Origin of the sequence: Acinetobacter sp. ANC 3813 (assembly GCF_002135435.1) — a bacterium.
Classification (GTDB): domain Bacteria; phylum Pseudomonadota; class Gammaproteobacteria; order Pseudomonadales; family Moraxellaceae; genus Acinetobacter.
Genome location: NZ_NEGK01000007.1, coordinates 97,511 through 118,548, shown reverse-complemented (window position 1 = coordinate 118,548; position 21,038 = coordinate 97,511). Strand labels below are relative to the sequence as shown.

The following is a 21,038-nucleotide window of genomic DNA, read 5'->3' as shown; positions in this document are numbered from 1 at the left end:
ACTTATCATGGTTGAAACGATTACGATTTTCGTCCTCGCTATTTTTGTAGGCTACTACGTAGTTTGGGGCGTAACACCTGCTTTACATACACCGCTGATGGCGGTAACCAACGCGCTCTCATCCATCATTATTGTGGGTGCAATGCTGCAAACTGTAGGCATTCCGGGCTTGGTTGATGCCAATGTGCAATTCCAAAGCATTAACGTTGTCAGCGTCCTTGGCGCTGTTGCGGTATTTTTAGCAAGTATCAACATTTTTGGTGGCTTCGCAGTGACTGCGCGTATGCTGGAAATGTTTAAGCCGAAGCAAAAGAAAAAAGAGGGCTAATCCATGGAATTTATTCGAGAATACGCGGAATGGTTCTACCTTGTTGGTGCAGTCCTTTTTATCCTCACCTTACGTGGTCTTTCGGGCCCTAAATCAGCGATTCAGGGCAACCGTTACGGCATGATTGGTATGGCGATTGCTGTATTAACCACTTTCTTTGTTGCAGATCACCCAGTGGTTTGGATGATTGGCGGTGCAATGGTGCTTGGTGCTGTGGTTGGTATTGCGCGTGCACGTACAGTACCTATGACGCAAATGCCAGAAACGGTCGCATTGATGCACTCACTAGTAGGTTTGGCTGCTGTACTGATTGCCATTGCGGCGATTCTGCACAACAACCAATTGACTGCTTTATTTGCTCAAAATGAAGCTGCGTTAACAGCTGCAGGCGTTGAACATGCACACATGAGCAAAGTTCATTTATTTGAATTGTTTGTGGGCTGTTTCGTTGGTGCGATTACCTTCACTGCTTCTGTATTTGCTTATGGTAAATTGGCTGCGAAGAAATGGGCCAAAACGATTTCTGGCGGCTGGGTAAAGCCTGTTCAAGCTTTGATTTTCCTTGCAATGCTGGTATGCGGTATCTATTTCTTCACGACAGGCAATATGAATGCGTTCTGGGCAATGACTGTTCTTGCGCTGGCATTTGGCTGGGTGTGGATTGCGCCAGTAGGCGGCGGTGATATGCCGGTAGTGGTATCGCTTTTGAACTCATTCTCTGGCTGGGCAGCTGCAGGTATTGGTTTTACTTTAGAAAACAATATGCTGATCGTTGCCGGTTCATTGGTCGGTTCATCAGGCGCGATTCTGTCTTACATCATGTGTAAAGCAATGAACCGTTCAATCATCAACGTGCTGTTTGGCGGCGCGATGGGCGGTGCTGCCGTGGCTTCTGCTGATAAAGGCGAACAAGCGCAGCGCAACCACCGTTCAGGTTCTGCAGATGATGCGGGCTTCTTGATGTCAAATGCGGACAGCGTTGTGATTGTGCCGGGTTATGGCATGGCGCAAGGCCGTGCGCAAAATGCGGTAAAAGAGCTGTGTGAAATTTTGAAAGAACAGGGCGTAAAAGTACGTTTTGCAATTCACCCGGTTGCTGGCCGTATGCCGGGCCACATGAACGTATTGCTTGCAGAAGCGGACGTTGCCTATGAAGACATTTTGGAAATGGACGAGATTAACTCGGACTTCCCAGCAACAGATGTAGTACTGGTGATTGGTGCAAATGACGTGGTTAACCCTGCAGCTAAAGATGACCCAACCTCTCCAATTTACGGCATGCCGATTTTGGAAGCGCACAAAGCGCGTACCATTATGGTGATCAAGCGTTCTATGGCGACAGGTTATGCTGGCTTAGACAATGACTTGTTCTATAATGAAAAAACCATGATGATTTTCGGTGATGCGAAGAAAGTTGTGGAAGACATGACCAAAGCCATCAATGGCGGCGGACACTAATACTGAGCCTTTCAGGTCTCTCTGTCCAAGATTGATTTTAAAGTTGAGAGACTTAAGAAAATGAAAACCGCCTTCGGGCGGTTTTTTTTATGGCAATAAAATATTGGCGCTAAAACATGCATCTTCGACAATCTGGCGCTGAATATTTTGCTGTATTGGTGCAATGGAATTCTAAACATGTACTAAAAAAGCAAAAATGAATCAAAACGACTGTTTAGAGACTTTTTTTGAAATTTGCATTACAGCTGAAAATTTAGGCAGAGCAAGTGAATGCGCGGCTTTAACGCATCATGTCATTGATCGAATAATGATATGGCATTGTTTTTGCTGAAAATGAATTATCTTGAGGGGGTAATTTATGAAAATAAAAGCAATTCTAACAAGTTTGTTGATCTTCACTGCAGCTTCGGCTACGGCTGCAGATCCGGCCACGTCCAGCATTCAAGAGATCCGCATCTCGCTGGACAGTGTGTGGGTCATCCTCGGCGGGATACTGGTGTTCTTTATGCAGGCTGGTTTTGCCTTAATTGAAAGCGGCTCTGTACGCAGTAAAAATACCGTAAATGTCTTAATGAAAAACTATATGGATACTTGCTTGGGCGGGCTGGTCTTTTGGCTGGTGGGCTTTGGCATCATGTTTGGGGTCAATCACAGCGGTTTTATTGGTCTAAGCCATTTTGCACCAAACCAATTAGACGACTGGAACTGGAATCTGCTGTTTTTTCAAATGATGTTTGCAGCTACCGCGACAACGATTGCCAGCGGCGCGATGGCGGAGCGTATTCACTTTGTGGCTTATGTGGTCAGCGCGGCTATCGTCAGCGGTTTGATTTACCCCGTTTTTGGCAGCTGGGCATGGGGCAGCTTGTTTGGCGGAGAAGGCTGGTTAAAAGCTTTAGGCTTTATCGATTTTGCTGGTTCAACCGTAGTGCATTCAATTGGCGGCTGGGTAGCGCTGGCAGGGATTATTGTGCTTGGCCCGCGTCTAGGGCGGTTTGGCCGAGACGGGAAGAGCCATTATCTGCCAGGGCATAATTTGCCTTTGGTGGCCTTGGGCGGTTTTATTCTTTGGCTGGCATGGTTTGGCTTTAATGCGGGTTCAACCATTCAAGCCAATGTCAGCATCGGCCGCATTGCCTTAAATACGCATTTGGCTGCCTGTGCAGCAGCTGCAGCTTATATGCTGATTTGCTTAGCGCGGCAAAAAGCGATTTTAATCCGCAGCACCATCAATGCCTCTTTGGGCGGCTTGGTTGCTATTACCGCGGGCTGCGCCAGCATGACGCCTATTTTTGCTGTGTGTACGGGGCTGGTTGCAGGTGTGTTGGTGACAGTGATTCCAGTCCTGATGGAAAAGCTGAAGATCGATGATGTGGTAGATGCGGTGGCTGTACATGGTTTTTGCGGGGCTTGGGGAACCCTTGCAGCAGGTATTTTTCTTGAAAATAACATGTTCAATGGCGCTGTGATTTCAATTCAATGCCTAGGTGTGATGGCGGCTTTTCTATGGGGTTTTGGTGTGGCGTTCATCGTGTTTAAAGTGCTGGACAAAGCGCTGGGCGGTTTGCGTGTCAGCAAGCAGCATGAACAGCGCGGGCTGGATTATACCGAACATGCAGAGCTGTCTTATCCTGAATTTCAGAAAGACGTGACTTTCGAGACGGATGGTATGACCAAACGTCACTAAGGCTAAAGCTGAAAGGGGAAGAAGAATGAGTAATGAAATTCTAAATTTGACACAGCGCCGGCAAGCCATAGAGCGGGGATTGAAGCAGTATTTTAATGGCGCCATGCTGGAGCGGGTGCTGGGGCACTGGGAGCAGCAATACAGTGAAAAGCCAGCCTTTGTACTCAACCGGTTTTTAAGTGAGATTTGCACCACAGAGGAGCTGCGTGACTGCCGTAAAGACATGCTGCGCCAAGTGCTGCATGAACTGTCTGAAATGGAAAAAAGCGAGCTGATGAGCGGTGCACAGCAAAATAATGGAGCTGAATCTGCAGATAAATTGGTTTCGGCTGAGCTGATCGATGCTTTTAGCCAGTTTGTTGGGTATGTGCTGCAGGCGGTTCCTGCCAAAGATATTGCTGATTTTGAGCAGGAAGCTCAGCAGCAAATTGTGCAATCAGGCATTGCGCTGGATTCTCAAGAGTCTATTGGCAGCGCTGAATTTGCTCTAGCTGTGCCCTTGACCCAATATGCCGCCATTATTACAGCTGTTTATGAAGTTTTTTGCGAATTTTATGGGCCAATGCGCGCAGATCAAGTGTATGCACAAACCAAATTGAAAGTGAAAGCTTCTTTTCCATATGTGGATTTGAATCAGCTGCTATAACGCTGTAAAAATTCAGATCATAAAAAAGCGGTCAATTCGACCGCTTTTATAACTTATTTAAAAGCCGTGTTAGAACGGGTTTTAATTAAGCGACAGACTCAGGCGCAGCACGCCAAAGGCTTTCTAAATCGTAAAATTTGCGGGCAGTCGGCAGCATAACGTGCACAACCACTAGACCGAGGTCAATCAGAATCCACTCAGCATCACGTTCGCCTTCAACACCAATAGGACGGAAACCTGCTTTGCGGGCTTCTTCAGCAACATTGTCTGCAAGAGATTTGATATGGCGGGTAGATGTGCCGCTGGCAACCACAATCGCGTCTGTCACATTGCTGATTGAACTGACATCCATTTCAACAATTTCTTTTGCTTTTACATCTTCAAGTGCTTCACGTACAACGGCAAGACATGCTTGTACGTCTTTCTTTTGGGTTAGATCGTGAGAATTAGAAGCGCTGGGCGATGGTTCTAAATTCATGGAGGGTCTGTTTTCCTGACAATTATTCAATATATAATATAGCGGTTTTAGCGCTAAATTTCAAATCAGAGCATCATCCTCGGTCACGAATTTATGCAAAGTATTTGTCTTTCCACGCAAATGTTTTTTCTGAAGCTTGGCTTGGACGATATTCAGCCGCAGTAAAACCCGCATAATCGCTTTGTTTTAGCCATTTGAAAATTGCTGCATAATCGATTTCCCCTGTATCGGGCTCTTGCCGCGCTGGACAGTCAGCAAACTGAATATGTCCAATAGAATCAATATTTTCTTGCAGCCCTTCCAGTATATCTTCACCCATCATGGCCATGTGATAGCAGTCGTACTGCATCTTCAAGGCGGGATGCCGCACAGCTTCTAAAATTTCCTGAGCCTGTGCAATATTTTGTACCAAAAATCGCGGCATATCTGTGCCGTTAATCATCTCAAAAACAGGCTGAATGCGGTGCGCGCTGAACATTTGGCAAGCCATTTTGAGATTGGAGGCTAAAGTATTGAGGCAGGGCAGCAGGTCTGCATCTTGCGGCTGTTTCCCCGCTAAAATATTCACGCTAGGCACATTTAAGGCTTGCGCATAAGTAATGGCCTGATTGACCGCTTGGCGGAACTCCACTTCTTTGCCCGGGATGCCCGCCAACCCATTGCCGCCTTGCATTAAGTCGCCGGCAGGTACATTAATCAGGCACAGGCTTAGATCATATACGGTCAGTTGAGTTTGAATTTGTTCAATGCTCAGTTCATAGGGGAACTGAATTTCGACATGTTCAAATCCCTGTGCGCGCGCCAAGGCAAAGCGTTCAATCAGCGGCACTTCAGTAAAAATCATCGAGAGATTGACAGCGAGTTTGATCATGCACATCTCCTTGCACAGTGGGGAATTTTCAGCTTAGCAGGATTATGCTTTTTCGACATGCTCAATTACAGTGGCTAAATCTTTTTCTGCAAAACCATTGGCTTGATGCGCTTTGAGTTGCTGCAGCGCCAGTTCTGCAACAGGAATACTGAGTTGATGTGAAGCCGCCAGCTGAACAGCATTGTTTAAATCTTTAGATAGGGTTTGAACTTTCCATTGCAAGGGTTCAAAGCTATGTGCAGCCATACGTGGCGCTAAAATTTGAAAGGGTTTTGAGTCGGCAAAACCGCCTGCTAATGCAGGGGCTAGCAATGCGGTGTCTACGCCAGCTTGTCCCGCCAGTGCCACAGCTTCGGCAATTAAGGTGCTGTTGGCGGCGACAATCAGCTGATTGCAAATTTTGGTGGCTTGGCCTGTGCCTGTGCTGCCCATGCGGGTTACACGCTGAGACAGTACATTGTAGATTAAGCTTAAATGTTCAATAGTTTTGGCATCGCCGCCTGCAAAAATGACCAGCGTACCTTGTTCAGCGCCCGCTGTACCGCCAGAGACAGGAGAATCAATCCAAATCGCCTGTTTTCTCGCAGCCTGTTCTGCCAATAGATGCGTTTGCGCGACCGATAGACTGGAAAAATCAGCAATGACTTGGCCTGCTTGCAGATGAGATTCAATCTGTGCGAAGACTGCTGTTATGGCTTGATCATCTGCCAAGCAGGTTAGAATAACGGGATAGCTGCCTAGATCTTCAAGCGAAAGGGCTTTTGCGCCTATATCGACCAGCTCATCACAGGCGCTGGCTGTGCGGTTCCAAACGGCGACTTCAAAACCTGCTTGAAGCAATCGTGCAGCCATGCGGCTGCCCATTAAACCCATGCCTAAGAATGCAATTTTGCTGCCGCGGTCAAAACTCATGCTGTCCCTCTGCCTGTATGGTCAATCGTTAGCGAAAATACTTTTTGCCTTGAAATGCTAAAACTTCAGTGCATGTAAAGCTCAGTATTCAATGCTTCATCGTACTGTTTTGCCTAAATGCTGGATATTCGATGTTAATGGTATTGACGCGGTAAAAACTGAACTTCTGGGTTTTTGTCTTTTTTACGCGCCAGCTTACTGTTTTTGCCCAATAGCAATTTCAGCTGCCAAATTTTTTCGAGGCGCAGGGATTTTGATGGCGCATGCTCCATGGCATCCAAGACGCGCTTGACTGCAGCGAGCGCATCTGGCGAGCGGTTCAGCATCTCGGCTGCCAGCGCCTGAGCCTGCTGCAGCGGGGATTCATTTAAATGTGTGACAAGGCCAATTTCTTTGGCATATTCGCCATTAAATATGCGTGCAGTCAATGACAGTTCTTTTGCTAAGTCTAGGCCAATAATGCCTTTAATCGAGCGGGTCAGCCCCATATCCGGCACCAAGCCCCAGCGGCTTTCCATAATGGACATTTGGGTGTTTGGATGGGCGATGCGGATATCTGCCGCCAGCGCCAGCTGCATGCCAGCGCCGAAACAAAAGCCTTCAAGGGCGGCGATCACAGGTACAGGCAGTTCCTGCCAGACCAAAAATGCTTTCTGGAAAAGGCTTCGGCCGGGTTTAATCAGCTCCCAAGCGGCATAGGCGGTGTTTTTAGGGTCGTTGAGATCGGATAGGTCAATGCCCGCGCTAAACACTTGCGCTTCACCAGTCAAAATAACACAGCGGATTGAACGGTCTTTTTTAATTTGATTGGCTATGCGCACCAGTTCTTTCAGCAATGCAAAACTCATGGCGTTGCGTTTGTCCGGACGGTTTAAAGTCACTGTAGCAATGCCGTTATTTTTTTCCAGTTTAACCAGTGCCATGTGTGAAAGCTCTTTTTTTGATTTGCCTGAGCATAGCATGCGCGGCATATTGAATCATGACAGCGCAGTCACAAATTCAGGACTGTGTGCCGGCTGTTACAGTACCTTAAGTTTCGGGTTTATTTAAGATCTGCTCTGAAGCATGCTGCACTTGCGAAATCACAGTTTTCAGCTCATCTAAACGATTCATGACTTCCTGCACAAAGGCGTCATCTGCTTTGCGCCGCTCTTTGCGCAGGGTCGAGAGAAACTGCTCAAAACCGCCGGTCACTTTTTGCAAGGCTGGCGCGCCCACATAGCGGGTTGCGCCGTACAAGCGGTGCAGCACATGTTCCAGCTGCGGATAATCTTCCAGCTCAATCAGCTGTTCAATTTCAGCCAGTTCCTGAGCAAAGCTGTCATTCAGCATTTTGAGCAAGTCGGTCGCCAAGTCTTCCTTATTGGCGGCCAAATGCAGGCTCTGCTGCCAATCAAGAATATTTGGATCCAGCGCATCAATGATGGCTGTCCGTTCCAGCACGGGGACTTTTTTAAAGCTTTCTGTGGTCCAGTGGGTCAAAATCTGGATGATTTGATCCATTTGAATAGGCTTGGTGACATAATCATCCATGCCGACTTGCAGCAGTTTTTTCTTTTCGTCTGACAGCGCATGTGCGGTCAGCGCAATAATCGGCAGACGCCTATGATTTTCAAAAGTCGATTCTAATGAACGGATGGCGCGGGTGGTATCGACACCAGACATCACAGGCATTTGAATATCCATAAAGACTAAATCAAAGCTTTTCAGACCTTGCTCATAGCGTGACTGAATAATTTCGATGGCTTCCTGTCCGCTCAAGGCTTTGCTTGTGGTGACATTCAGTTCAGACAGCAGCGCTTCTAGCACAATTAAATTGGGAAGATGATCATCCACCGCCAAAACATGCAAGCCTTGACCGTTAAAATCTTCTTGCTCATCTTCATCAAAGAAGGGCTGATTGCCCAGCAGCTGAATGAGTGCGCTGCGGCTCAGCGGCTGATGCAGCGGGCGTGCCCGGTATTCGCTCAGCATGCTCGGATCCAGCAGCATTTGATAGCCGTACACGGCTAAATTGCCGGTATAGCGGGTTCTGATTTCTTTCAGCATGGCTTCAGTATCGCCGCTGTGATCAACAATCAGCCAGGTGTTTTCAGTTTGCTGCAAGTGCTTGAGGCGGCTGAACAAGTCCAAGATAGACTGCGCTTCAATATGCTGCGCGTTGTAATTTTCCAAATATTGGCGCAGCACATGCGCGGTGGCAGGGTGCGCCAGATAGGAAACCACTTGAATATTATCAAAACGTGGCGCGAGCACTTCGACTTCTTCTTCATCTACCGTGAACATAGCGGTAAACCAGAAGGTGGAGCCTTTTTCGGTTGGCGCGCGTTCCTGATTGTCTTCAAAGCCAATCTGCCCCTGCATCAGGCTGACCAGCTGCTTGGAAATGGCAAGGCCTAGTCCAGTTCCGCCAAATTGACGGGTGACTGAAGCATCGCCCTGCGAGAAAGATTCAAACAGTTTTTTACGGTCTGTGCCGCTTAAGCCAATGCCGCTGTCCTGTACGCTGAAATGCAGCAGGCATTGCCCAATATCGTCATGCTCCATTCGCACTCGGACAATAATTTCACCGTCTGGGGTAAATTTAATGGCATTGGAAATCAGATTGGTCAGAATCTGTTTAAAGCGCAGCGCATCGCCAATGACTTGCTTCGGCACTTGATCTGCGTAATAGAAAGTCATATTGATATGCTTTTGCGCAGCCAAAGGCGAGAGCATATCCATGACGTCAAAGACTGCTTCCTCTAAATCGAATGGTGCTGTTTCCAGTTCCAATTTGCCGGCATCAATTTTAGAAAAATCCAATACATCATTAATCAGCGCCAGCAAATGCGCAGAAGATTTGCGGATGGTCTGTAAATACAGATTCTGTTCATTGCTGAGGTTGCCTTGGCGCAGCAGCAAATGAATAAAGCCATCTATACTGTTGAGCGGCGTGCGCAGCTCATGTGAAATATTGGCCAAAAATACAGACTTGGACTGGTTAGCATGAATGGCTTGGTCACGCGCCTGACGGTAGGTAATGTTTTGAACTTCGAGTGTATCTAAGGTTCTGCGCAGGTCATCTTCAGTTTGTTCGGTGTGTTCGCGCAGTTCTAAAAAGCTGAAATGCAGGCGTTTGACTACATTTGCAATATCGCGCTGCAGCAAGCGCAGTTCGCCGGTACTGTTAATCACCATGTGCTGATCCAGCGTATCGGCATTCAGGCGCTGCAGCTGCATGCGGATTTCATACATCGGCGCAATCCAGCGGCGCGAATAGAAATTCAGGCACAGCAGCAGCAAAAGCAGAGTCAGGAGTCCAGTGGCAACCAGAACAATTAAGACCCGGTAATGCGCAAGTTCTAAAGGCTGATTGTCCAGCTCGACCAGCAGCCAATACGGGGTATTGGTCTCATCGCTGATTTTTGATGCGTAAACATTGCTGTTATTAAATTTGATGGGGCCAATAAAGCTGGCTTTGGTATTAATGCTGGGCCAAGTTTCTTGATCTTCTGGACCGATGTTCAACCGGTTTTGGCCCTTGCTATCCAGAATGGCTGCACGGATTAAATGTTTTTCGTTCAGCATGCTCTGCATGTTGAAGCGCGCTTGGTCAAATTGCCAAGGATAGTGCAGCAGCAAGTTTACCGAGCCTTCGGCAGTAGGCTGATAGCGGGTAAGAATGGCGATGGCCATTTGCCGCTGCTGCGCTTTGGCTGCATTTGACGTTTCAGTCATTACCAACGCTGCGCCTACACACGCTAAAATAGTAATCGGCACAAAAATAAGTGCGATTAATTGCCCATAGGCATGATTTAAGTGCAGGCGTTTAAAAAGCTTTTTGTTGATATTTGACATGATGGAAGCAGTTTATTCCTTATGCTTGGCATATTAGCATGGATTATTTAAAACTGACTGCGCTTTAATCAGTTTCGCGAAAAAGCCACGTAAATGGGTGCAGTAAAAGTCATTTTTTCATACAATAGCCGCACCTCGATATAGGTGCAAATAATGAGTAACACATCCCCTGATTTTCAAGCAGACGATTTTTTGTTAGACCGCTATGTAGGACACACTCCTCTGGTGCGTTTGCAGCGTCTGGCCAGTCACACTCAAGCAACAGTATTGGCAAAGCTCGAAGGCAACAACCCAGCGGGCTCTGTGAAAGACCGTCCAGCCTACAACATGATTATGCAGGCGGAAAAACGCGGTCAAATTAAGCCGGGCGATACGTTGATTGAAGCGACAAGCGGAAATACGGGGATTGCTTTGGCCATGGTGGCAGCGATGCGCGGCTATCAAATGAAATTGATTATGCCGGCCAACTCAAGCCAAGAACGCAAAGATGCCATGCGTGCCTATGGCGCAGAGCTGATTGAATCTTCCAGCATGGAAGAGGCGCGCGATATGGCTGCGCAAATGCAAAAAGACGGCATAGGCCTTGTGCTGAATCAATTTGGCAATCCAGATAATTCAGAAGCGCATTATTTAACAACGGGTCCGGAAATCTGGCAGCAAACAGGCGGCAAGATTACCCACTTTGTCAGCGCGATGGGGACGACCGGCACCATCATGGGTATTTCAAAATACTTAAAAGAACAAAATCCAGAAATTCAGATTGTAGGTTTACAGCCTTCTGAAGGATCAAATATTGCCGGTATACGCCGCTGGCCTAAAGAATACCTTCCAACTATTTTTGATGCTTCCCGTGTCGACCGCATTATGGATATTCCGCAGATTGAAGCGGAAAAAACAGCGCGTAAATTGGCCCGTACCGAAGGCATCAGTGCTGGGACATCTTCTGGCGGCGCAGTTTGGGCTTCGGTTAAACTGGCAGAAGAAAACCCCGATGCTGTGATAGTCTGCATTGTCTGCGACCGCGGTGACCGTTATTTATCGACAGGTTTGTTCTCTGTTGAGGATTAAGGTCAGCCTTTTGCCTAATTTTGTGTGAGTATTTATGCGATTACCTGTTTTAACTTTTGATATCGAAACACTGACTGATCTGAAGTCAGGTGCGCATTTATACAATCTGGATTTGCCTGAAGCAGATTTAGAAGCTGCACTGTCTAAGCTGCGCCGCCAAGAAGCGGGTACAGATTTTCAGCGCCTGCCTTTGCATGAAATTGTCTGTATTTCGGGACTGTGGCTCGATGAAAACGGCATGAAAATGTTTTCATTCAGCCGTGAACAGTATTCTGAAGCAGAAATTTTAAGCAAGTTTCTCTCGATTTTCGATAAGCGCCATCCGACGCTGGTCAGCTGGAACGGCTCACAGTTTGATTTGCCGGTGATTTTATTCCGCGCCATGTATCATGGACTTTCTGCACCAAGTTTGTTTGATCAGGGCGAGATTGACACACAAAAGCGCTATAATAACTATCAGAACCGCTACCATCAGCGCCATGTCGATTTGATGGATGTGATGGCCATGTTTAATGGCAGGCAGTTTATGAAGCTGGATGATGCAGCGCACTTGCTGGGTTTTCCCGGCAAGCGCGGCGATGGCGCCTATCATGTGCCTGAATATGTCCGCACTCAGCAATGGCAGGCATTGACCAGCTATTGCGAAGGCGATGTGCTGAATACATGGCTCATCTATTTGCGCTGGCTGCTGCTGAAAGGCCAGCTGCTGCAGGCTGATCATCAGCATTTGGTGCAAAGCACCATTCAGTATCTTCAGACCTTGCCGCAGCATGCTGAATTTTTATCCGTCTGGCGTGACGCGTCACAGCAGACACCATTTACTCAATTTGATTTCCCATCTCCCACAGTCTAGGTCCGCATGAAACATAGAGCCAAGCCCGCAAAAGCCCAACAGCCCAATTATATCTTTCAGGTTGAGTCGCTTTCACATGAGGGGCGGGGCATCGCGCATTTCGGATCGCATCCGGATCATCCTGCAGAAAAGCATGGGAAAAAAGTTTTTATCCGCTACGCCTTGCCTGGGGAAACTGTTCGTGTGCGCATGACCCATGCGGCAAAGCGTTTGGAAGAAGCGGATTGTCTCGAGCTGTTAAGTGACGCTTCTGCAATGCGTGTTCAGCCGATCTGCCCGCATTTTGGCGTCTGTGGAGGCTGCAATATGCAGCATATTCATCCTGATGAGCAAATTCGTTTAAAGCAGGATGTGCTGAAATCGCATCTGACTCATTTTGCCGGCCTGCAGCCCGAAGAGTGGCTGCCGCCGCTGCGCTCTACGCGTGAAGATTACCGCCGTAAAGCGCGGATTGGCGTGCGTTATTTGCCTAATAAAGATAAATTGATTGTGGGTTTTCGTGAAAATGCCAGCAATCAGCTGACTTCAATAGACCGCTGCATGGTGCTGGATGAACAATTTGGCTCAATAACGCAACTGAAGCAGTTAATCCAAAGTCTAAGGGGCAAAGGAGCTGTTGGTCATATAGAATTGGCTATGGGTGATCAGGATGTTGCCTTGCTAATACGCCATACTGAAAAATTATGTGACGAGGATGTCAACCAATTACAGCAATTTGCGTTACAGAAGGGCTGGCAGTTGTATTTGCAGCCTGCTGGACCGGACAGTTTGCTTCGTGCAGATGGTCAAGGTTCAGAAATGCGATTGCACTACCGTCTAGATGAGTTTGATGCTGATTTTGCGTTCAATCCCTTAGATTTTACGCAAGTGAACTCTACAATTAATCCGCAAATGGTCAAGCTGGCATGTGAATTGCTTCAATTGAAGCAAGGCGAACGGGTTCTGGATTTATTTTGTGGATTGGGAAATTTCTCGCTTCCTCTGGCGCGCTGTGTTGGTGCACAAGGCGAAGTTATTGCTGTAGAAGGCAGTGAAGAAATGGTTCACCGCGGTGCAGAAAATGCGAAAACCAATGGCATAGACTGGCTGTCATTCTTTTCACAAGATTTAACAAAAGACTTTTTGCATTATTCTTGGGCAAAAGAGGGTTTTGATGCATTATTGATTGATCCGCCGCGCTCAGGCGCAGAGGAAATCATGCATTGTGTGCCCAAATTTGGTGCAAAACGAATAGTTTATGTTTCATGTAATCCGGCAACTTTGGCTAGAGACGCTGGAATATTGGCGAAACAAGGTTATCGGCTGAAAAAGGCAGGTGTGATGGATATGTTTACCCATACTGGTCATGTCGAATCGATTGCCTTGTTCGAACAAGATAATAAGTCGAACGATTTAAGTTATAATGAAGAGTAAACAAGTAGGAGTAGGGTATGGTCACAGTGCGTGAACAGCTCCCGGGGCGTTTAAATGAACTGTCTCAGGAAGCGACTGTAGAACATGCCGATCAAGCGCTGCATGATTTGGCTGAATGGCTGGAGCGTGTACGCGGCTTACTGGGGGTACCCCTCAAGCAGCTCGAAGAAGTTGCCCGTTTAACTTTGCAAAAAGAGTTAGACTCTACGGTCAATCACCGTTCCAATACTTTTTATACGGGTATTGAAATGGCGGATATTTTGGCGCATCTGCATGTAGATGAAGATACGCTGTCTGCCGCTATGCTTTACCGCTGCGTGCGTGAAGGCGTCATGCCTTTAGATGAAGTGCTGCAAAAATTTGGCGAACAAGTGCATAACTTGGTCCAAGGCACTTTGGCTATGGGTAAGCTATCTGACCTGATTGAACAGAATAAGCGCCTCGAAGATCATTTTAATAATAATCAGCGCGAACATTTAAGCGGCATTTATAAGATGCTGATTTCGGTCACGGAAGATGTCCGTGTCGTTTTAATCAAGCTGGCGGAACGTACTTATGCACTGCGTGAATTGACGCAGGCATCGCGTGAACGCCAAGAGCGTGTGGCCCGAGAAATTCTCACCATTTATTCGCCGTTGGCGCACCGTTTAGGCATTGCGCAGCTGAAATGGGAGCTGGAAGATCTGGCTTTCCGCTATTTAGCGCCTGAACGCTATAAAGAAATTGCGGCTTTATTGAACGAAAAACGCTTAGAGCGTGAACAGTATATTCAGTTTGTCATCGATAAGCTGCGTAACGAACTGGCTGAGCATGGCATTGAAGCCGAGATCAACGGCAGGGTAAAACACATTTATTCGATTTATCGGAAAATGAAAAGTAAAAACCTGAGCTTTGATCAGCTGTATGACATTCGTGCCGTGCGTGTTTTGGTTAAAAGCGTACCTGAATGCTACCACTCATTAGGCATTGTGCATCAAATCTGGCGCCATATTCCGCATCAGTTTGATGACTACATTACCAATCCGAAAGCCAATGGCTATCGTTCATTGCACACAGCTGTTATTGCGGAAAATAAATCACTCGAAGTTCAAATCCGTACCAACAGCATGCATGAAGAAGCTGAGCTGGGTGTATGTTCGCACTTTAACTATAAAGAAGGCAGCAAGACAACCGATCAGTCATTCAATCACCGTCTGCATTCGCTGCGCGCTGTTCTTGAGCATTATCAGGAGCGCAACGACGCCAGCGCGCATAAAGATGATGAAACCGAAGAGAATTTTGAACAGATTCAAGATTTTGAAGGTTTTGAAAAAATTTATGTGTTCAGCCGCGATGGTGATATTAAAGAATTGCCACGCGGATCTACGGTTTTGGACTTTGCTTATCATGTGCATACAGAAGTCGGCAACAAATGCTACGCAGCGCGGGTGAACCAGCGCTATGTGCCGCTGACTTACACGCTGAAAACAGGCGAGCAAGTTGAGATTCTAACCAAGAAAGACCGTGAGCCGAACCGCGATTGGCTGGTGAATTCACTGGGCTATATCAAAACAGCGCGCGCACGTGACAAGCTGCGCCACTGGTTTAGACAGCAGGACCGCAGTAAAAACTTGGAAGTGGGCCGCGAGCTGCTGAATAAAGAGCTGGCGCGTTTGGCAATTCACCCGAAAAGTATTGATTTGAATGATTACTGCAATCATTTCAATGTGAAATCAGGTGAAGATATTCTGATCAGCTTGGTGAGCGGCGACGTCAGCCTTCATGCCTTGATGAATCAGGTGAACCGTCATATGCATCTGGATCAGGATGAGCCTGAACTGGTGCTGAAGCCGGCGCTGAATCCGCGCGCGAGCCATACTTTATCTGCGCACGGTATTTTAATTGACGGCTTGGACAATGTAGAACTGCATGTGGCGCAGTGCTGCCAGCCTGTGCACGGTGAATCTATTGCAGGCTATATCACGCTTAACCGCGGTGTCAGCATTCATAAAGTGGCATGCCCAGATTATGTGCGCATGATTAGCCAAGAGCCAGAGCGTGCGGTAGAAGCGGATTGGGAAATGCAGCCGACTCGCGGTCAGAGTGTACAGATTGTGGTGGATGCGTACGATCGCCGCGGCTTGCTGAAAGACTTAACGCAAGTGATTTTCTCAGATCAGATCAATATCCGTCAGGTCAATACCATTTCGGAAGCAGACGGCATTGCAAATATGAAGCTGCTGATTGAAGTCAAAGGATTGGCGCAGTTATCCCGTTTGCTGGCGCGTTTAGAGCAGCAGCCGGGCATCATCAGCGCCCGCCGTTTGGTTCAAGGCGTTTAATCGCTGAATCCTAAAAAAGCCTGCGCTATGCGGGCTTTTTTATGCGCTAATTTTTGCTGTCATAAAACTGTAAAATATAGATAAATCTATGATATTGAAAAGATCAGGATATTTTATCCACAAAAAACAGCGCCAGTGATATAATCCGCGCCATTCTGAAATATACATTTAAAGGCTAAGGAAATACAGCGCATGGTGCTTATGAATATGTCTCGGCTGGTGATGAGCTGGGCCGGTGAGGTATTTCCTGCCTTAGAGCAAATTCCTGCAATGCAGCGCCGCCGTTTGTCACTGGTGGCGAAGCTGGCTTTAAACTCTGCTATGCAGATTTTGGCGGAACAGCGTGCTGACTATATTGTCTGGGTTTCGCAGTATGGTGATGAAACCAAGACCCTGAAAATTTTAGAAGATGTGCTGCATGAGCAAACACCATCACCAACTCAGTTTTCAACTTCTGTACATAACGCCGTGTCCGGCCTGTATTCGATCTTATGCAAAGACGCTACTCCTGCAACCAGTTTAGCTGGTTCTTGGAATGACGCATTGATTGAAGCCTATGCTTGGCTCAAGACGACGACCGAAGCCAGCCGCGCGCTGGTGATTTATTATGATGAAGCCTTGCCTGAACTGTATGCTGAACATCAGCCCTTTACCGCTTTTGCCATGAGCGCAGTAGTTTCACTGCAGCCTGAAAATTTAAAGCTGGACCTTTCTCAGCGTTCGGATGAACAGGCGTATTTTCAGCAGGCATTGCAATTTTATAATTTTTGGCAAGATGACAGTCAAATTGAAAGCGCTGCGTGGACAAAATGCTGAACTTAAAAAATATCAAGAAAAAAGCCAATTATGTCTGGCGTGTCGGCGCGACAGGCTTTAGTTTTGCCAGCTTTGGCGCAGGCGGCGCAGCGATAGGCGGCCTTGTTGCACCTTTGGTAAAGCTCAGTACCCAAGATGAAGCCTTACGCATACAGCGCACGCAAAAAGTCATTAAGCACAGCTTTAAAGGCTTTACCGAAATGATGGTCAAGCTGGGCATTATGAGCTATGAAGTTGAGGGGCTGGAGAAGCTGCAGCACAGTCAGCAGGAGCTGGTGATTGCCAACCATCCGACACTGATTGACGTCGTAGTTTTAATTGGTTTAATGGAACAGGCAAACTGTGTAGTCAAACAGGCGCTGTGGTCCAATCCATTTACCAAAGGCCCTGTGCAGAGTGCGGGTTATATTCTCAATGCAGGCTCGGAACAATTTATTCAGGATTGTGTGAATAAGCTGCAGCAGGACAAGGCGGCTTCATTGCTGATTTTCCCGGAAGGGACACGTACTGAAAAAAACACCCTGCTGAATGACTTTCAGCGCGGTGCGGCCAATATTGCCTTGCGTGCAGGTGTGCCGATTCGGCCAGTACTGATTACGTGCACGCCATCAACCCTGACCAAAAATGAAAAGTGGTATCACATTCCAGAACAGCCCTTTCATATTCATGTGAAAGTTTTGGATGCGGTCCGTGTGGAAGACGTATTGGATGATGTGACCGTCAATCCAAAAAATGTGCGTCAATTAAATCAACAATTACAGCGGTTTTTTAACCAAGAGTTATCCTTAAATGAACAATCTTGCTGATGAATTGAAGCAAATGATTATTGATGTGCTTGCCCTGGAAGACATCACCATTGCAGACATTGAAACAGAAGCGCCTTTATTTGGCGACGGTCTGGGCTTGGATTCAATTGATGCATTGGAACTGGGCTTGGCATTGAAAAAGCGTTACGGCATTCATTTAAATGCAGAGTCTGCAGAAACCAAAGAACACTTTAAATCAATTCAAAGCTTGGTGGCTTTGGTTGAAGCTCAGAAAACAGCATAAGAGGTTGCTATGCTTGCACAAGACACCGTTTTAGAAAAATTGCGCGAATGGATGGACGAACTGTTTGAAATCGCGCCTGAAGATGTACAGCTCGAATCAAATCTAGCGACTGATCTTGATGTAGACAGTATTGATGCGATTGATTTGGTCGTCAAAATTAAAGAATTGACGGGTAAGCAAGTGAATCCGGAAGACTTTAAAAACGTCCGTACCGTACAGGACGTCGTCGCAGTTATTCAGAACATGTCAGCTGAATGAATGCAGTTTTAAAAGGGATAGCAGTAATCGGATTGATTCTCTATCCTTTTTTTGTCGGCTATGGTTTGGCAGAAGGCCACTATGCGTGGGTGAGCGTACTGCTGATTGCGCTGGGCATGATGCGCATGTTCAGCAAGGGCAATGCTTTGCTGTGGCCCTTGACAGGCTTTGCTATACTCTGCGGCGGACTCAGCCTGATTTTAAAAGATCATGCTTGGCTAAAACTGTATCCGGTCTGCATGAATGTGGGCGCTTTGATTATTTTCAGTATGACCTTAATCAAGCCGCCATCCATGATTGAACGCTTGGCAGAGCCAGACTTACCGCCGGAAGGCGTGCATTGGACACGGCAAGTCACCAAAGTGTGGTGCGGTTTTTTTGCCATCAATACGCTGACTGCTTTATGGACTGTGTATTTTGCGCCAATGAAAGTTTGGGTGCTGTATAACGGTTTTATTTCTTATGTTTTGATGGGTATTTTATTGCTCGGGGAATATGTGCTGCGTAAACGCCAGCAGCGATTGCATCAGGCGCAAAAATAGCGTCATTTTAATTTTTTCAATTTAGAAAATAATCACGGTTTAGAAACAACATTTATGTCTTGTCACTTTCAGCATCATCTGCATTCATCCCGAACTTTGTGTATTCAGTCCGATCTGCGTGAAATTTTGTTTCAGGATTTTTGGCGGGATGTTGCGCTGCAGGCCGCTCAGATCCGCTTGATGAGTGAACCTGTGTGGGCGCTGTGGGAACAGGACAGCTATGAGTTTTTGGTGCTGCTGTTTGCCGCTTTGCAGGCGAAAAAGCAGGTATTGCTGCCGCCCAACCGTGTCAGTGACTTAGAAAAAGAATTGGCTGCTGAGCAGATCTATTTTTTAAAACGCAGTGAAAGCTCAGATACAAAACATCAAGAAACGTTTCAATTTGATGAGGCCTTTTTAAATCAGGCGCAAGTCTATTTTTATACTTCAGGCTCGACCGGCCAGCCGAAGAAAATTCCGCGCACTTTGCAGCAGCTGTTTAATGAAGTTTGTGGCCTAGATGCCAGCTTTATGTTGCCTGAACAGGCGGTTGCGATTGCAACGGTCAGCCACCAGCATATCTATGGGCTGCTGTTTAAACTGTTATGGCCTTTGGCAAGCGGGCGCAGTTTCTACCAAAATCAGCTGGCGTTTCCTGAGGATGTAGCTGATTTTCAGAAAAAAATCGCGCATATGCAGCTGCCCAATTATGTGATTTCTAGCCCTGCCTTGCTCAAACGCTGGACCGATGATGTGCTGCTGCAGGATTGCATCACGGTGTATTCTTCCGGCGGCAAGCTGGATGCGGGTGTGCGTCCATATCTGAATAGCCCCATTACTGAAGTGTTCGGCAGCTCGGAAACAGGCGGAATCGCGCACCGTCAGCAGGATGATGCCTTATGGATTCCCTTTGCCAATGTTGATGTTCAGGCTGCTGAGCAGCAGGAGCTGACGGTCAAAACCAATCATGCTTATAGTACAGACTGGATTTTGACGGGCGATAAAGTTGAACTGATGGATAATGCAAATCCGAAAAGTCCATTCCGCTTGCTGGGCCGGTTAGACCGAATTGTGAAACTGGAAGAAAAGCGTTTAAGCCTCGATGCAATTGAACTGAAAATTTCAGATTTAGCTGCTGTACAGCAATGTCATGTATTGGTTTATGAAAAAGAGCGCCGCCAAATTTTAGCAGCTGTGGCTGTACTGACGGATGAAGCGCGCCAGCATCTGCAGGTGATTGGCAAAGCGGCATTCACAGCACAGCTGAAAAAACAATTAAGCGAAAAACTGGAAAGCATCGCGATTCCGCGGCAATGGCGCTTTCTAACACAAATGCCGCAAAATGCCCAATCTAAATTGAATAAACAGTATTTAAAATCGCTGTTTCAGCCGATGCATCTTCCAGTTGTGCTGGGTACGCAGATTGATCCTGAGCAAATTCAGTACCGGCTGGAGTTCAGTCCGGAGCTGGAATGCTTTAAGGGGCATTTCCCGAATTTGCCAATTTACCCAGGCGTTGGTCAAATTGGCTTCATTCAGCACTTTGCCAAGCAGCATTGGGCAGATCTGCTGTGGTGCAATGGATTTGAACAGTTAAAATTTCAGGACTTAATCCGCCCGTTTCAATCTGTGAATTTGGTGTTTAGCCGAAAAGGGCATAAAGTCAGCTTTGAACTGAAACATCAGCAAAAGATGCTGGCCTCTGGACGATTGCTGTTTGCAGTCATTGATGCCATAGAATAAGCCGAGGGTATAAAAATGCAGCATTGCTTTGTAATTCCTGTGTATAACCATCCGCACTATTTGGCGGCCTTGACTGCACATCTAAATGCTTTTCAGCTGCCTATCATTATGGTGAACGATGGCAGTGACGCTGAATGTACAGCTGTTTTACGTCAGCTGGCAGCAGAAAATCCATTGTTGGATTTGGTAGAGCATGAAGTCAATCAAGGCAAAGGTGGGGCGGTCATGACGGGCCTGCAGCATGCGTATAAACAGGGTTATAGTCACGCGCTGCAATTAGACTCGGATGGTCAGCACGACTGGAATGATATTCAGCGCTTTTTAGATGCTTCACAGCTGCATCCTGAAGCGATGGTGATTGGTCAGCCTATTTTTGATGAATCTGTGCCGAAAAAACGGCTATATGGCCGTTATGCTACGCACATTTGGGTGTGGATTAACAGCCTATCCTTTGAAATTAAAGACAGTATGTGCGGTTTTCGGGTTTATCCGCTGGCGCAGACTGTAAAGGTGCTGAATAGCGCGAAATTTCAGCCGCGCATGGGCTTTGATTCTGAAATTTTGGTGCGTTTGAAATGGAAAAATGTACCCTTTGTGAATGTGCCGACAAGGGTTATCTATCCAAAAGATGGTATTTCTCATTTTAATGTTTGGCGGGACAATTTGGGCATGGCGCGCGCGCACAGCCGCTTATTGGGCGGCATGCTGATGCGGTTGCCCAAATTGCTATATTACAAAGTGAAAGACTAAGCGTGTCAGAGCAAAACGTGTCAGA

Annotated in this window: 20 protein-coding genes; 15 read left to right on the top strand and 5 right to left on the bottom strand. The window is 47.0% G+C overall.

Annotated elements, in window-relative coordinates:
- The first annotated feature begins 7 nt into the window (after window positions 1-7).
- The 4 genes from B9T34_RS11780 (at window position 8) to B9T34_RS11765 (ending at window position 4,119) form a co-directional block, all read left to right on the top strand.
- Window positions 8-328 carry a proton-translocating transhydrogenase family protein gene (locus B9T34_RS11780; RefSeq protein WP_086213323.1) on the top strand — a complete coding sequence of 107 codons (321 nt, stop codon included), beginning with the start codon at window positions 8-10 and terminating at the stop codon, window positions 326-328.
- Between the two features lie 3 nt (window positions 329-331).
- Entirely contained in the window at window positions 332-1,786 is a 1,455-nt protein-coding gene (locus B9T34_RS11775; RefSeq protein ID WP_086213322.1) for an NAD(P)(+) transhydrogenase (Re/Si-specific) subunit beta, read from the top strand.
- Between the two features lie 358 nt (window positions 1,787-2,144).
- Window positions 2,145-3,473, top strand: coding sequence for an ammonium transporter (locus B9T34_RS11770; RefSeq protein ID WP_086213321.1), 1,329 nt, complete (start codon window positions 2,145-2,147; stop codon window positions 3,471-3,473).
- A 25-nt stretch (window positions 3,474-3,498) separates the two neighbouring features.
- Window positions 3,499-4,119: a hypothetical protein gene (locus B9T34_RS11765; protein ID WP_086213320.1), complete on the top strand. Its 621-nt coding sequence runs from the start codon at window positions 3,499-3,501 to the stop codon at window positions 4,117-4,119.
- A gap of 85 nt (window positions 4,120-4,204) precedes the next feature.
- Here the strand turns inward: B9T34_RS11765 and rsfS are convergent, their stop codons facing one another.
- The 5 genes from rsfS to B9T34_RS11740 form a co-directional block, all read right to left on the bottom strand.
- Window positions 4,205-4,597, bottom strand: coding sequence for a ribosome silencing factor (rsfS, locus tag B9T34_RS11760; RefSeq protein ID WP_086213319.1), 393 nt, complete (start codon window positions 4,595-4,597; stop codon window positions 4,205-4,207).
- A 91-nt stretch (window positions 4,598-4,688) separates the two neighbouring features.
- Complete coding sequence (locus tag B9T34_RS11755; RefSeq protein WP_086213318.1) at window positions 4,689-5,468, bottom strand: hydroxypyruvate isomerase family protein; 780 nt, start codon at window positions 5,466-5,468, stop codon at window positions 4,689-4,691.
- A gap of 42 nt (window positions 5,469-5,510) precedes the next feature.
- Window positions 5,511-6,380: an NAD(P)-dependent oxidoreductase gene (locus B9T34_RS11750; RefSeq protein ID WP_086213317.1), complete on the bottom strand. Its 870-nt coding sequence runs from the start codon at window positions 6,378-6,380 to the stop codon at window positions 5,511-5,513.
- Between the two features lie 134 nt (window positions 6,381-6,514).
- Complete coding sequence (locus tag B9T34_RS11745; protein ID WP_086213443.1) at window positions 6,515-7,303, bottom strand: crotonase/enoyl-CoA hydratase family protein; 789 nt, start codon at window positions 7,301-7,303, stop codon at window positions 6,515-6,517.
- A 106-nt stretch (window positions 7,304-7,409) separates the two neighbouring features.
- A complete protein-coding gene (locus B9T34_RS11740; RefSeq protein ID WP_086213316.1) occupies window positions 7,410-10,220 on the bottom strand; it encodes an ATP-binding protein in 2,811 nt (936 codons plus the stop codon).
- A gap of 153 nt (window positions 10,221-10,373) precedes the next feature.
- Here B9T34_RS11740 and cysM point away from each other — a divergent pair, with 153 nt between their 5' ends.
- From cysM to B9T34_RS11685, 11 genes are all read left to right on the top strand, one after another.
- Window positions 10,374-11,288, top strand: coding sequence for a cysteine synthase CysM (gene cysM / locus B9T34_RS11735; protein ID WP_086213315.1), 915 nt, complete (start codon window positions 10,374-10,376; stop codon window positions 11,286-11,288).
- A gap of 34 nt (window positions 11,289-11,322) precedes the next feature.
- Entirely contained in the window at window positions 11,323-12,141 is an 819-nt protein-coding gene (locus B9T34_RS11730; protein WP_086213314.1) for a 3'-5' exonuclease, read from the top strand.
- Between the two features lie 6 nt (window positions 12,142-12,147).
- Window positions 12,148-13,554: a 23S rRNA (uracil(1939)-C(5))-methyltransferase RlmD gene (rlmD, locus tag B9T34_RS11725; protein ID WP_086213313.1), complete on the top strand. Its 1,407-nt coding sequence runs from the start codon at window positions 12,148-12,150 to the stop codon at window positions 13,552-13,554.
- A gap of 17 nt (window positions 13,555-13,571) precedes the next feature.
- The gene (locus B9T34_RS11720; protein ID WP_086213312.1) at window positions 13,572-15,875 is read left to right on the top strand and encodes a RelA/SpoT family protein; all 2,304 of its coding nucleotides are present in this window, start codon (window positions 13,572-13,574) and stop codon (window positions 15,873-15,875) included.
- Window positions 15,876-16,067: 192 nt separating this feature from the next.
- Window positions 16,068-16,691, top strand: coding sequence for a beta-ketoacyl synthase chain length factor (locus tag B9T34_RS11715; protein WP_086213311.1), 624 nt, complete (start codon window positions 16,068-16,070; stop codon window positions 16,689-16,691).
- The gene (locus tag B9T34_RS11710; protein ID WP_086213310.1) at window positions 16,685-17,497 is read left to right on the top strand and encodes a lysophospholipid acyltransferase family protein; all 813 of its coding nucleotides are present in this window, start codon (window positions 16,685-16,687) and stop codon (window positions 17,495-17,497) included. Before B9T34_RS11715 ends, B9T34_RS11710 begins: the two co-directional genes overlap by 7 nt.
- A complete protein-coding gene (locus tag B9T34_RS11705) occupies window positions 17,481-17,741 on the top strand; it encodes a phosphopantetheine-binding protein (RefSeq protein WP_086178413.1) in 261 nt (86 codons plus the stop codon). Before B9T34_RS11710 ends, B9T34_RS11705 begins: the two co-directional genes overlap by 17 nt.
- Before the next feature lie 9 nt (window positions 17,742-17,750).
- On the top strand, window positions 17,751-17,999 hold the full coding sequence (locus tag B9T34_RS11700; RefSeq protein ID WP_086213309.1) for an acyl carrier protein: 249 nt from the start codon (window positions 17,751-17,753) through the stop codon (window positions 17,997-17,999).
- Window positions 17,996-18,541, top strand: a complete 546-nt coding sequence (locus tag B9T34_RS11695; protein ID WP_086213308.1) for a septation protein IspZ — start codon at window positions 17,996-17,998, stop codon at window positions 18,539-18,541. Before B9T34_RS11700 ends, B9T34_RS11695 begins: the two co-directional genes overlap by 4 nt.
- 54 nt (window positions 18,542-18,595) lie before the next feature.
- Window positions 18,596-20,263, top strand: coding sequence for an AMP-binding protein (locus tag B9T34_RS11690; protein WP_086213307.1), 1,668 nt, complete (start codon window positions 18,596-18,598; stop codon window positions 20,261-20,263).
- Window positions 20,264-20,278: 15 nt separating this feature from the next.
- Window positions 20,279-21,013 carry a glycosyltransferase family 2 protein gene (locus B9T34_RS11685; RefSeq protein WP_086213306.1) on the top strand — a complete coding sequence of 245 codons (735 nt, stop codon included), beginning with the start codon at window positions 20,279-20,281 and terminating at the stop codon, window positions 21,011-21,013.
- Window positions 21,014-21,038 lie beyond the last annotated feature (25 nt).

What these genes read in the sequence shown, in the direction of transcription:
- B9T34_RS11780 (WP_086213323.1), top strand. Translation starts at nt 8, where the DNA reads ATGGTTGAAACGATTACGATTTTCGTCCTCGCTATTTTTGTAGGCTAC.
- B9T34_RS11775 (WP_086213322.1), top strand. Translation starts at nt 332, where the DNA reads ATGGAATTTATTCGAGAATACGCGGAATGGTTCTACCTTGTTGGTGCA.
- B9T34_RS11770 (WP_086213321.1), top strand. Translation starts at nt 2,145, where the DNA reads ATGAAAATAAAAGCAATTCTAACAAGTTTGTTGATCTTCACTGCAGCT.
- B9T34_RS11765 (WP_086213320.1), top strand. Translation starts at nt 3,499, where the DNA reads ATGAGTAATGAAATTCTAAATTTGACACAGCGCCGGCAAGCCATAGAG.
- rsfS (WP_086213319.1), bottom strand. Translation starts at nt 4,597, where the DNA reads ATGAATTTAGAACCATCGCCCAGCGCTTCTAATTCTCACGATCTAACC.
- B9T34_RS11755 (WP_086213318.1), bottom strand. Translation starts at nt 5,468, where the DNA reads ATGATCAAACTCGCTGTCAATCTCTCGATGATTTTTACTGAAGTGCCG.
- B9T34_RS11750 (WP_086213317.1), bottom strand. Translation starts at nt 6,380, where the DNA reads ATGAGTTTTGACCGCGGCAGCAAAATTGCATTCTTAGGCATGGGTTTA.
- B9T34_RS11745 (WP_086213443.1), bottom strand. Translation starts at nt 7,303, where the DNA reads ATGGCACTGGTTAAACTGGAAAAAAATAACGGCATTGCTACAGTGACT.
- B9T34_RS11740 (WP_086213316.1), bottom strand. Translation starts at nt 10,220, where the DNA reads ATGTCAAATATCAACAAAAAGCTTTTTAAACGCCTGCACTTAAATCAT.
- cysM (WP_086213315.1), top strand. Translation starts at nt 10,374, where the DNA reads ATGAGTAACACATCCCCTGATTTTCAAGCAGACGATTTTTTGTTAGAC.
- B9T34_RS11730 (WP_086213314.1), top strand. Translation starts at nt 11,323, where the DNA reads ATGCGATTACCTGTTTTAACTTTTGATATCGAAACACTGACTGATCTG.
- rlmD (WP_086213313.1), top strand. Translation starts at nt 12,148, where the DNA reads ATGAAACATAGAGCCAAGCCCGCAAAAGCCCAACAGCCCAATTATATC.
- B9T34_RS11720 (WP_086213312.1), top strand. Translation starts at nt 13,572, where the DNA reads ATGGTCACAGTGCGTGAACAGCTCCCGGGGCGTTTAAATGAACTGTCT.
- B9T34_RS11715 (WP_086213311.1), top strand. Translation starts at nt 16,068, where the DNA reads ATGGTGCTTATGAATATGTCTCGGCTGGTGATGAGCTGGGCCGGTGAG.
- B9T34_RS11710 (WP_086213310.1), top strand. Translation starts at nt 16,685, where the DNA reads ATGCTGAACTTAAAAAATATCAAGAAAAAAGCCAATTATGTCTGGCGT.
- B9T34_RS11705 (WP_086178413.1), top strand. Translation starts at nt 17,481, where the DNA reads ATGAACAATCTTGCTGATGAATTGAAGCAAATGATTATTGATGTGCTT.
- B9T34_RS11700 (WP_086213309.1), top strand. Translation starts at nt 17,751, where the DNA reads ATGCTTGCACAAGACACCGTTTTAGAAAAATTGCGCGAATGGATGGAC.
- B9T34_RS11695 (WP_086213308.1), top strand. Translation starts at nt 17,996, where the DNA reads ATGAATGCAGTTTTAAAAGGGATAGCAGTAATCGGATTGATTCTCTAT.
- B9T34_RS11690 (WP_086213307.1), top strand. Translation starts at nt 18,596, where the DNA reads ATGTCTTGTCACTTTCAGCATCATCTGCATTCATCCCGAACTTTGTGT.
- B9T34_RS11685 (WP_086213306.1), top strand. Translation starts at nt 20,279, where the DNA reads ATGCAGCATTGCTTTGTAATTCCTGTGTATAACCATCCGCACTATTTG.